The organism is Psychromonas hadalis ATCC BAA-638 (genome assembly GCF_000420245.1).
Taxonomy (GTDB): domain Bacteria; phylum Pseudomonadota; class Gammaproteobacteria; order Enterobacterales; family Psychromonadaceae; genus Psychromonas; species Psychromonas hadalis.
Genome location: NZ_ATUO01000109.1, coordinates 1 through 12,354, shown reverse-complemented (window position 1 = coordinate 12,354; position 12,354 = coordinate 1). Strand labels below are relative to the sequence as shown.

9 protein-coding genes are annotated in these 12,354 nt (G+C 38.4%); 8 read left to right on the top strand and 1 reads right to left on the bottom strand.

Annotated features, from left to right (window positions below):
• Positions 1 to 655 precede the first annotated feature (655 nt).
• Positions 656 to 2,320, bottom strand: coding sequence for an energy-dependent translational throttle protein EttA (gene ettA / locus G322_RS0113155; protein WP_022942223.1), 1,665 nt, complete (start codon positions 2,318 to 2,320; stop codon positions 656 to 658).
• Positions 2,321 to 3,523: 1,203 nt separating this feature from the next.
• On the opposite strand from ettA, the gene G322_RS20805 reads away from it, so the two are divergent.
• From G322_RS20805 to G322_RS0113105, 8 genes are all read left to right on the top strand, one after another.
• Positions 3,524 to 4,660 (top strand): HAMP domain-containing protein, encoded by a 1,137-nt coding sequence (locus G322_RS20805; protein WP_022942221.1) that lies wholly within the window; start codon positions 3,524 to 3,526, stop codon positions 4,658 to 4,660.
• Positions 4,661 to 4,753: 93 nt separating this feature from the next.
• Complete coding sequence (locus G322_RS0113140; RefSeq protein WP_022942220.1) at positions 4,754 to 5,878, top strand: early set domain-containing protein; 1,125 nt, start codon at positions 4,754 to 4,756, stop codon at positions 5,876 to 5,878.
• Between the two features lie 256 nt (positions 5,879 to 6,134).
• Entirely contained in the window at positions 6,135 to 7,394 is a 1,260-nt protein-coding gene (malE, locus tag G322_RS0113135) for a maltose/maltodextrin ABC transporter substrate-binding protein MalE (protein WP_022942219.1), read from the top strand.
• Positions 7,395 to 7,559: 165 nt separating this feature from the next.
• Positions 7,560 to 7,817: a transposase gene (locus tag G322_RS20800; protein ID WP_022942218.1), complete on the top strand. Its 258-nt coding sequence runs from the start codon at positions 7,560 to 7,562 to the stop codon at positions 7,815 to 7,817.
• Positions 7,818 to 8,373: 556 nt separating this feature from the next.
• On the top strand, positions 8,374 to 9,654 hold the full coding sequence (glyA, locus tag G322_RS0113120; protein ID WP_022942216.1) for a serine hydroxymethyltransferase: 1,281 nt from the start codon (positions 8,374 to 8,376) through the stop codon (positions 9,652 to 9,654).
• 272 nt (positions 9,655 to 9,926) lie between these two features.
• A complete protein-coding gene (gene nrdR / locus G322_RS0113115) occupies positions 9,927 to 10,376 on the top strand; it encodes a transcriptional regulator NrdR (RefSeq protein WP_022942215.1) in 450 nt (149 codons plus the stop codon).
• A 117-nt stretch (positions 10,377 to 10,493) separates the two neighbouring features.
• The gene (gene ribD, locus G322_RS0113110; protein ID WP_022942214.1) at positions 10,494 to 11,639 is read left to right on the top strand and encodes a bifunctional diaminohydroxyphosphoribosylaminopyrimidine deaminase/5-amino-6-(5-phosphoribosylamino)uracil reductase RibD; all 1,146 of its coding nucleotides are present in this window, start codon (positions 10,494 to 10,496) and stop codon (positions 11,637 to 11,639) included.
• 1 nt (position 11,640) lies between these two features.
• Positions 11,641 to 12,303: a riboflavin synthase gene (locus G322_RS0113105; protein ID WP_022942213.1), complete on the top strand. Its 663-nt coding sequence runs from the start codon at positions 11,641 to 11,643 to the stop codon at positions 12,301 to 12,303.
• Positions 12,304 to 12,354 lie beyond the last annotated feature (51 nt).

The window sequence follows — 12,354 nt, the reverse complement described above, 5'->3', positions numbered from 1 at the left end:
TAAAGAATTGGAAACCTATTTTAAACCGTTTCATCCTCGAATTTTAGGCGTAATACCCTTCCGCTTAATATAATGATCAGGTTTTACGTGGGATAAATTACTAAGATCAAAGCGCATGATTGAGTAATACCATTCGCTTAATATAATGATCAGGTTTTACGCAGGGTAAATGACTAAGGTCAAGGCGCATGATTGAGTAATAGCCGGCTATTGCGATTGAATGCAACGCAGATATTAGTCATTTAAACCAGTAAAAACGATCAGTTACTTAGGCGGATTGGTATAATAAGCAAAACAGTCATTTGTTTTGTACTGCGTACTGTTTGACGAAGTCAAATAGAGCCGCTGGCTATTGCAATTGAATGCACGCAGGTATTAGTCATTTAAAACAGTAAAAACGATCTGTTACTTAGCCGGATTGGTGTAATTAGCTTCCCATAATAATTGGCATTCACTTTTTGTATGTTGCAATACAGGGTTGGTTTTCGAGCTTGCACTTCGAGGGCAGGGAACATGGTAGCAATCTGCGTTGTTATACAATTTCTTGAAAGGTTCAATTTTATGCCTAGCATCTAGGCACAATTTGCCTTACTGACTTTGCATTTTGAAGTATCATGGGTATAGCCCTCAAAAAGAGGGCTCTCATTATTAGATGTTATGAAATACGTTTGTATTTAATGCGATGTGGCTCAGCGGCGGCTGCACCAAAGGTTTTCTTCAGCCACACTTCATAATCACTGTAGTTACCCTCAAAAAAGTTGATTTTTCCTTCATCACGGTAGTCGATGATATGGGTGGCGATACGGTCTAAGAACCAGCGATCATGCGAGATAACCAATGCACAACCTGCAAAACTAAGCAGAGCATCTTCTAATGCGCGCAGTGTTTCGATATCGAGATCATTGGTTGGCTCATCGAGCAGTAATACATTGCCTCCTGATTTAAGTAACTTAGCAAGGTGCAAACGACCACGCTCCCCCCCCGAAAGATTACCGACAATCTTTTGCTGATCTGTGCCTTTAAAGTTAAAACGTCCTAAGTATGCACGGCTTGGCATCTCGATATTACCGATTTTGATAATATCACTGCCCCCTGAAACCTCTTGGAAAACAGTATTTTTATCATCCATATGGTCACGGAATTGCTCAACACTGGCAAGATCAACCGATTTACCAATAATGATTTCACCACTATCAGGTTTTTCATCACCCGAGATCATCTTAAACAGAGTCGATTTACCTGCACCATTAGCGCCGATGATACCCACAATTGCACCTTGTGGAATACTTAACGTAAGATCATCAATTAACACACGGCCATCATAAGATTTTGTGAGGTTATTAATATCAATTACTTGGTCACCTAAACGTTGACCAACAGGAATAAACATCTCATTAGTTTCATTACGTTTTTGGAAATCTTGGTTATTAAGCTCTTCAAAACGAGACAAACGTGCTTTGCTTTTAGATTGACGACCTTTGGCATTTGAACGAACCCAATCGAGCTCTTTCTCAATTTGACGCTGGCGTGCTTTCTCTTGCGAAGCTTCCTGTTTTAAACGATCATTTTTTTGCTCAAGCCATGAAGAGTAGTTGCCCTCCCACGGAATACCGACACCGCGATCTAGCTCTAAAATCCAACCTGCCACATTATCAAGGAAGTATCTATCATGGGTGATTGCCACAACCGTGCCTTCATAATCGAGCAAGAAGCGCTCAAGCCATGCAACCGATTCTGCATCCAAGTGATTGGTTGGCTCATCGAGCAACAACATATCGGGTTTTTCAAGCAGTAATCGACATAAAGCAACACGGCGACGTTCACCACCAGAAAGCACTTTAATTTTTTGATCCCAAGCGGGTAAACGCAGTGCATCGGCTGCACGCTCTAGTTGATTATCAAGGTTATGACCATCATGCGTTTCAATGATCTCTTCTAATTGTCCTTGGCGTTTAGCCAGCGCATCAAAGTCTGCATCTTCCGCTGCATAATCGCTATAAACTTGATCAAGTTCAGCGAGTGCATTTTTAACTTCACTGACGGCCTCTTCAATAATTTCACGTACGTTTTTTTCAAGATCAAGCACGGGCTCTTGTGGGAGGTAACCAATTTTAGTCCCTGTTAATGCGCGTGCTTCTCCTTCAAACTCTTTATCAATGCCCGCCATAATACGCAGTAAGGTGGATTTACCTGAGCCGTTCAAACCTAACACGCCAATTTTAGCGCCGGGGAAAAAACTCAGTGAGATATCTTTCAGGATTGTACGTTTAGGTGGAACCACCTTGCTGACTTGATTCATGGTAAAAATAAACTGTGCCATTTTTGACCTTTATAAGTTATTAGAATAGAAGTAGTTATTGTAAGGCAGTGGCGATGTGCGTCAATGGTTTGTGCTGTGGGATTTGAAGGTGCAAGTTATTAATTATATTTTACATCAGTGTTCCTTCATTTTTCGTATTCGCGGGATCAATCGAGCGACCAATGCATTCATAACCGATACCAACGACTTTCCCGTCATTATTGCGTTTCGAACTAACCTAATCGTATATGAGCATATACGTACGATCCTTGTTTGAAAAAATAACGGGTTAACAAATCCACGCATTAAATTATAAGTCATCGCGGTGAGCCACATTTGGTTTTTTAGCGCGTCAAAATTAGATGACCAAGCCTGTTTTCCTTCAAATCACTTTTACTGTTATTGAATGCCTTTTCAATTGTCCATCGCTTGAAGTAGAGCATGGCAATCGATCCTGGATTAATGTCGACTGGCAAGGTTGTTACAAAACGGTGAAGTGTTTGTGTTTCTGGGTCTCTGTATTCCACGAGACTAAATTTTATCCCCTTGTTTTGGTAAATGCTATAGCCCTTAACCCCTATATTGACCTCACTCTTTCTGTCGAATGGAATTGATTCAAAAAAATGTGGCTACCAAATTTTCTTTTAAGACTGAAATTATATAATTACCATGTGCTTTCTGATCTTTCCACTGTAGATACAGGTGGAGTTGATGCCGAAATGATAAGAAAGTATGTAAAGTATCAAGAAAAGCAACATGAATTAAATTTTTAATAATTTAGATATAATGAGACAGTAAATTTTGCCTTCTATGAGGCAAACCACAGCCTCTCCCAAGAAGGTGGAGATTTAACTTCTTATCTCTAACTACCTATAATCCACTTATAGAACCATCATAAAGTAATGCACCGAATGTGATGTTTCCAATTGTTTTCGATTAAATATCAGACAGTTTGTAACTTCTAAAATGGAAATGTTGACTAATAACTTGTTAAGTGTAAACATTGTTTATTAATAAATTATTTATGCCTGTTGGCCTAATTAATTGTTTGAAAACATGCAGATAAAAATAAGGGATGAGCATGCCTTTGGTTGAAAAAAGCAAAGATATATCGCTTAAAATAATAAAACGCTAGATAAAAATTAATGCTAGTTGCCTAATAAAAATAAGAAGTTTTGTAATTCAACAGATTACCTTTAGTTTAATGGACCGGATCTAACTTACATGCTAATTAAAAAAAAATTAATCATCAATACCGCAGTAACAATCACCAGTATGTTAGCCATGCTCTTTCTGATGAATTTTTCTGCATCGTCAGCACAACAAAAGATTCTGCTGTCACAAAATACCAGCAAAATTGAAGCCGGTGTATTGCGATTAATGCTTCATGAAAAAAACTTTTTAGTACATAAGAAAAGCATTTATGAAGAGCAATTCTATGACCAAGTTACGATCTTAAAGTTAAGAATTAAAAAGCTAAAACAAGATCTTAAAGATATCAATATTTCAAGCCTTGAAACGATCACATTAAGCCAAAATTTAACCAATTATGAACGATTCTTCAGCAAGGTCGTTGATACACAAAAGCGGATAGGATTTGATCCACAAGATGGTCTTTACGGCGAACTTGGCAGTGCTGCAAATAACGTAGAAGAAGCTATTGGCGATTCTTTCATGTTTTTGAAAATGATGCTTGAAGTGCGTAGTAGTGAAAAAAAATATCTGCTTCTATTTGATGACAAGCACATCACTAAATTTAATGACAACTTTAATAAACTGCACAGCAGTGTGAAAAAAAGTTTCCTCGTTCGTTCTCAGAAAGAATTGATTTTAGATGCACTAGAAGTCTATAAAGCTATATTTTTATCACTGGTTAATGAGCTGCAGAGATTGGGACATCATTATGACCAAGGCTTTCAAAAGACAATGAATCAAAATGCAATAGAGTTTCAACTAAACTTAATGCGTTTAGTAAAACAAAGTAATAAAGCCAGTAGTGAATACATGAGTAAAATCATGCAAATAACTTACATTCTATTTATTCTGGCACTACTCATTTCAATACTCACAGGTTGGGCACTTTCACGCAATATTATAAGTGCAATTTCACATATCAAAAACTCAATCATTAAAGTATCTCATAGCAATGATTTAACTATTGTTGTTTCGACAAAGAGTAAAGATGAATTTTCGGATATGGCAGAGGCATTCAATTACATGATTTCAAACTTTCAATCCTTACTGACATCAATAAAAAAATCTGAAGCTAGTTCAGAAAAAGTTCCTGAAGTTTTTGAAGAAGGCTCTTTCTGGGGGGATTTTATCCTTGAAGATATCCCTGAAAATGACAAAAAGTACTAACTTAACTTGCGAATTAATCATGGAGTTTATTCATTTATGTAACATAAATGAACTGCCTATTTAATATAGGCTCTCAAAAATAGGGACAAAGGAATGCACCGCAAAATTTTAATCGCAAGTTTAAGTTTTATGTCATCTTTTAGCATGGCAGCAATAGAAACACTTGCTCATGAAAAGAGCGGAAATAAAGAGGTAAAAGTACAAAAAATAGGAGAGTCAGCCTGCATTTTGAACTACAAAAGTGGTGATCATTTAAGCACTGAAGGTGCGCCTGTATTTTATACTTTTCAAGTAGAGGTCGCTGATGGAGAAATACAAAAGGGAATGTTATCTTCATTCCCCCATCCAATAAAACCTAATAGTTATACCACGTTATCCTTTCATGATAGTTATGATAAAAAAATCTATGAGTATAGTGGGGATATTTCCCAGTACGGGCAAATATTCTATTCAACTAACTTATTTGGACGTTTCTTAAGATCTAATAAAATTATTATTAGACAAGGAAACGTGGCAAAAAAAATGCCTATTTATTCAAAGGCTGGCATGCCTAACAGTGTAAAAAACAAATTTCAAAGCTGTATTAATAATCTCGATAAAGTATTGCAAAAATACTGCGCAAGTTCTCCCATTGCATCAGCGCAATGTAAAGAGAAGAAAAAGCATGGAACAAAGGAATACGCAGGCCTTATTATTAAAATTGACCCGATTGTAGCTGCTGAATTAGTAAAAGCTAGGGAATTAGCAAAAGCGAAAAAACTAGCGAAAGCGAAGAAACTAGCGAAAGCGAAGAAACTAGCAAAAGTGAAGGAACTAGCAAAAATGGCAGGTACGGATTTTATGGCTCAATGTGATAATCCCACTGTTAATGAAGATGGCCCCGTTAACAAAAAATTGTATATTCTTGGTGATTTCCCGGATGCCGCTTGGACAGGTGTCATTAATCGTGCTTTTAAATACAAAGGCAACAATGTTTACCAAGTGGTGATTAACGAGAAAGCAGGGCGTTATGAAATGCAATATGCAAGTAACGACTGGTCACCACAATACACGGCTCATGGCTTAGCGCTGAAACTTGGTATCGAGAATGAGTTAAAAAAAGGCAGGTACCAGAAAAACACCATCGTTAGCTTACCCAAGGCAGGCAAGTATGTGTGGAGTCTTCAATTTTCTGACACTGGTAAGCCACAAAAAGCAATGGTTTCTTTGTGTCAGTAATATGAGTTATCTGCTCATTTACTGAAAGTGTTGCTCTGATTTTGAGTCTTAAAGAGAGAGCTGACTCTATAAATTTTAAATACCGACTTGCAGAAACGATGAATGTTGTAAGTCGGATTATTACTCATTAATAAAAGTCTAACGATTTTTGTTTGTTAAAACGCATTAGTAAATTGCACTGTATTTGCAGTGTTTTTTATTGCTATTTAGCATGGTTTTATACGGAATTGGTTCCATTTATAATAAAGGATAATTTATGCGCCATTTGTTTGGAAAACTACCAAAAACATTTCAAATATTAATCCCTATTCTTTTTATTACGGCACTTGTTGTCGTCATTTTATTTGTTACAAAGTCGATAAATAAAAAAGGAAAAATGGTTTCATCTTCAACAGAAATAACAATATGGATAAACAGTGATAAAGGTTACGACGGTTTAGCCATGGTAGGCAAAAAGTTTGAAAATGATACTGGGGTAAAAGTGATTGTGGCACACCCTGATAATTTAGAAGAAAAGTACCAACAAGTTGCTCCAACGGGCGATGGACCAGATATCATCTTCTGGGCACATGACCGTTTTGGTCAATGGGCCAAAGCAGGTTTACTTGCCGAAGTTAAGCCAAGTGCTGCTTTCAAAGATAAAATAATTGGTTTTGCGTGGAACGCGGTTACTTATGATAATAAATATATTGGTTACCCTGTTGCGATTGAGTCGCTTTCTCTTATCTATAATAAAGATTTAATATCGGCCCCACCTACAACATGGGAAGAAATAAGCGCTATTGATCAACGCCTTAAAAAAGAGAATAAGTCTGCGATCATGTGGAACCTATCAGAACCTTACTTTACTTGGCCATTATTAGCGGCTGATGGTGGTTATGCGTTTGAATTTCAAAATGGTGCTTACGATCCTAAAGATACAGGCGTAAATACTCCCGGAGCAAAAGGCGCATTACAATTTATTGTTAACATGATTGAGCGTAAAGAGATAAGTGCAGATGTAGATTACTCGATTGCTGAATCTGCTTTCAATACAGGACAAACCGCCATGACTATTAATGGCCCTTGGTCTTGGGCAAATATGGATAAGAGTGGCATCAATTACGGTGTTGCAGTATTACCGACTTATAGAAATAAATCCGCGAAACCATTCGTTGGTGTATTAACAGCCGGTATTAACAGCGCAAGTCCTCATGAAGCGTTGGCAAAAGATTTTATTGAAAATTACCTGCTAACAGACGAAGGATTAGAATTTGTAAATGACGATAAGCCACTTGGTGCTGTCGCATTAAAATCTTATCAAGAAGTGCTTGAAAACGATCCACGTATTAATGCAACGATGAGCAATGCTGAAACGGGTGAAGTAATGCCTAATATCGCAGAAATGTCTAAGTTCTGGTATGCAGAGAGCACTGCAATTAATAATGCATTGCAAGGGCTTCAAAGTGCTTCCGATGCTTTAGATGTGGCTGCAGAGAGTATTTTGAAGGAAGATCAGGCCATGCAGAAACTTTAACTGAGCTTCCTGCTTAACCTATGGTTAATTACTGACTACTACAAAGAGGGGAATTGATGTGAAGAAACTATGGACATGAATAAATTTGGGTGTACACCTGTGATCTTTGAAAATACTTCTCATTTAGAAAAATCAAGTTGAAATTTAAAAGATCAAACTGTCTATATGCAAGTATCATTATCCTATCAGCAAAAAAATATTTTAGAATCTCGCCATAAAATGAACAGAGATAAGCGCGAGTGCGATATAATAAAAGCGATTTTATTATATGCTGAAGGTTGGTCTGAAGAGTTAATATCTCAGGCGCTACGAAAACACAAAACAAGTATTACTCGACATTTAAATGATTATGTCACCAGTCAAAAAATAACATCGGATAATGGTGGTTCTGATGGTTATCTTATTGGGAAAAACGGTTTATAAATTAGCACAAGAAATCGCGGTAAAAAACTTAAAAAGTGAGGAGAAAAAACCAATAACCCATGGGTACCATTGGGTTATTGGCGCTCAAAAATTGAGCGGATAAAATAGTTTGTTACTTATTTTTAAAGTATCCATTTGAATACTCGTTCTCTAACGCGTTGAAGGTTTGATTTTAGCAAAGTTACTTGTACAATAAAAATTCGATATATTTTAATTTGAAGTCAAGCCATTTAATTTTTTTTCTACTAATGTTAATTTCTCTCATAATAAAAAGCTAAATTATTCATGCTTTTTGATCTATGCAAGCGCCGAAACTTTGCGTAAAATGCGCTACATCAAAAGAATACATAATACCAAAGGAACTAAAAAGGTGATCAGTCTTACTTGTTAAAATTACCCCTAACTGCGTTGTGAATTTTGAAGTGAGAATAACTATCTCCTACAATCCACGCCTTGTTAGTGCTAATTTTTCCTTCGCAATACTTGATCACTTCATTAATTCCATTGGTATAACTAAATTTAACTGACTAGCAGTTATTTTAATCAGGAGAAGCGCATGTTTAACCGCGAAATGAATATTGCAGATTACGATCCAGAATTATGGGCATCAATGACGGGTGAAGTTCAACGCCAAGAAGATCACATTGAGCTAATTGCATCTGAAAACTACACAAGTCCACGTGTAATGGAAGCGCAAGGCAGTCAGCTTACCAATAAATATGCTGAAGGTTATCCGGGTAAACGCTATTACGGCGGTTGTGAGTATGTTGATATTGCAGAGTCTTTAGCGATTGAACGTGCTAAAAGCTTATTTGGTGCAGATTACGCAAACGTGCAACCCCATTCTGGATCGCAAGCAAACAGTGCCGTTTATGCTGCCCTTTGTAATGCGGGTGACACTATTTTAGGCATGAGCCTTGCTCACGGTGGTCATTTAACGCACGGCGCTAAAGTAAGCTTCTCTGGTAAAACATATAATGCGGTTCAGTACGGCATCAATCCTGATACAGGTATTCTTGATTACGCTGAGGTTGAGCGTTTAGCGATTGAGCATAAACCAAAAATGATCATCGCTGGTTTCTCTGCATACTCAGGTATTATTGATTGGGCTAAATTCCGTGAGATTGCTGACAAAGTAGGTGCTTACCTGTTTGTTGATATGGCGCACGTTGCAGGTCTTGTGGCAACGGGTCTTTACCCTAACCCAGTACCCTTTGCAGATGTGGTCACGACAACAACACATAAAACATTAGGTGGCCCACGTGGTGGTCTTATCCTTGCTAAAGCAAATGCAGAGATTGAGAAAAAACTAAACTCAGCAGTATTTCCAGGCGGTCAAGGTGGCCCATTAATGCATGTTATTGCAGCCAAAGCGGTTGCATTTAAAGAGTGTGCTGAGCCTGAATTTAAAGTTTACCAACAGTGTGTTTTAGCGAACGCTAAAGCAATGGTTAAAGTGTTCCAAGAACGTGATTACAAAATCGTTTCTAATGGCACTGAAAACCACCTGTTTTTGGTTGACTTAATTGCGCAAGATATCACGGGTAAAGAAGCAGATGCGGCATTAGGTTTGGCACATATCACGGTGAACATGAACTCTGTACCTAATGATCCACGCTCTCCATTTGTAACATCTGGTTTGCGTATCGGTACACCTGCACTAACGCGTCGTGGCGCTACGGTTAACGATTCAATTGAGCTTGCTGGTTGGATTTGTGACATCTTAGATGCGATTAAAGATGAAGAAAAACTAGCGACAACGATTGAAGCGGTAAAAGTAAAAGTCGCTACGTTCTGTAAAGCAAATCCAGTATATGGTTATACCAATGGAATTTAGAAAGTGATCAAGTATTGAGCAGGAAAAATTAGCACTAACAAGGCGTGAATTGCAGGAGATAGTTGTTCTCACTTCAAAATTCACAACGCAGTTAGGGGTAATTTTAACAAGCAAGACTGATCACCTTTTTAGTTCCTTTGGTATCCATGTAGAACTTATACATTAAAACGTTTAAGCAACACTTCTGTGTTGCTTTTTTTTGCCTTTTTAACGCTGAAGTGTGTTAAGTTCACTCTGTTTTTTCTCTTTAAAAAATAAGTGGGTATAAATTTATGTATTGTCCCTTTTGCAGTGCGCAAGATACTAAAGTGATAGACTCTCGTTTAGTGGCTGATGGCTCACAAGTGCGTCGTCGCCGCGTTTGTAATGAGTGTAATGAGCGGTTTACTACCTTTGAAAGTGCAGAATTAGTGATGCCTCGTTTGATAAAATCAGATGGTCGTCGTGAACCATTTAATGAAGAGAAACTGCTGGTGGGCATCAACCGCGCACTAGAAAAACGCCCAGTAAGCATTGAAGATATTGAAAGTGGTATCAGTAAACTTAAATCAACACTACGTGCAACGGGTGAGCGTGAGATCTCTTCTAAAATGGTCGGTGAACTGGTGATGGATCTGCTTAAAAGCCTTGATAAAATTGCCTATATTCGTTTCGCTTCCGTATATCGCTCATTTGAAGATGTAAAAGAGTTTGGTGAAGAGATTGCCAAATTAGAGAAATAGCGCGGTGTGATACTTTTGTTTTTGGACGTAGGACTTCAGTCGTGCCTTTTTGACATTAGCAAAAGTGAAAAGTTAATTCTTATGTCCGAACTCGTATAGATAAATTAAAGGTATGCAATGAACTCCCCTCACTTCTCAGATCAAGACAAAACCTACATGGCATTAGCCATTGAACTGGCTAAAAAAGGGCGTTTTACCACTGCGCCTAATCCTAATGTGGGTTGTGTGATCGTCGCTAATAACATGATTGTCGGTGCCGGTTTTCATTTCAAAGCGGGTGAGCCACATGCCGAAGTGCACGCCTTAGCAGAGGCTGAAATGAAAGCGATCAATGCAACCTGTTATGTCACCCTTGAGCCTTGTTCCCATTTCGGACGTACGCCACCTTGTGCGATTGCATTGGTTAAAGCGGGGGTAAAACGGGTGGTGATCGCAATGGTTGATCCTAATCCGAAAGTGGCAGGGCGTGGCATTAAAATATTAGAAGAGGCGGGGATCACCGTTGAGGTGGGCTTGCTTGCAACAGACGCCAAGATGCTCAATTTAGGTTTTATCAAACGTATGCAAACTAAAATAGCGCGTATTACGGTTAAAATGGCGGCTAGCCTAGATGGGAAAACAGCGCTTGAAAATGGTGAAAGTAAATGGATAACAGGGCCTAAAGCACGACTTGATGTGCAATATTATCGCGCCCAGCAGAGTGCACTTTTAACTGGTAGCGGCACGGTGTTAGCGGATGATCCAAGTCTTAATGTACGTTTTTCTGAGTTACAACAAGCGCCAGATTTTAGCGATGAAATTAAAGCGTCACAACTGCGTCAACCGATACGTATTATTTTAGATTCGCACAACAAATTAACCCTCAAAGAAAAATTATTTGGCTTAGCGGGCAGGGTATTATTGGTGGCTTTATCGCCTCGTGATGATTTAAACGCGTTAAATTGTATTGCAGAGGTTGAACAAGTTATCGTCAAAGATGATGGTCATGGCCGCATTGATCTACAAGCATTAGTTACTTTACTGAATGATTATGAAATTAATGATTTGTGGGTAGAGGCGGGCGCTAAATTAGCGGGTGAGTTTTTTAATCAACAATTAGTTGATCAATTTATATTATATCAAGCACCAAAATTAATGGGCGAAAAGTCAAGAAACTTAGTAAACTTGGCCCACTTTTCAAAAATGGATGATGTTGTGCAATTATCGTTGCAAGAAGTGACGATAATTGGCGATGATATTCGCATTATAAGTGACAGAAAATAATATGTTTACAGGTATTATCGAAGCCGTTGGCTTTATTACAGCAATCAAACACCATGCAAAAGATATGACCATTAGCATTAACAGTGGCACGCTTGATCTTGGCGATGTAAAAATCGGCGACAGTATTGCCCATAACGGTGTTTGCTTAACGGTGACAACATTAAATGATAGCGGTTATGGCGCTGATATCTCATTAGAGACAATACAGCGCAGTGGTTTTGCTGCTATTAAAACGGGTTTTCCAGTCAACCTTGAAAAAGCGATGCAAGTGAGCGCGCGTTTAGGAGGGCATATTGTCAGTGGTCATGTTGATGGCGTCGGTGAGATAACGTCAATTACCCAACTGGGCAGTGCGGTTGAGTATTGGATAAAAGCGCCCAATGAACTGGCTAAATACATTGCTGAAAAAGGCTCAATCACCGTTGATGGTATTAGTTTGACCACCAATGCGATTGATGGTGCATCTTTTAAACTCACGATTATCCCGCACACTCTTTCACAAACGACCATGGTCAATTACCAAGTGGGATCACTGGTTAATCTCGAAGTGGATGTCATTGCCCGCTATTTAGAGCGTCTGTTACTCGGTGATAAGGCGGCTATTAGCGCCCCAGAAAAACAATCAACAATGGATCTGCTCGCACGCAGTGGATTTATGGGTTAAGGAATCGTTACACAATAACTTGCGCTAAATTGTTTTCAAAAAGCCTGAAGG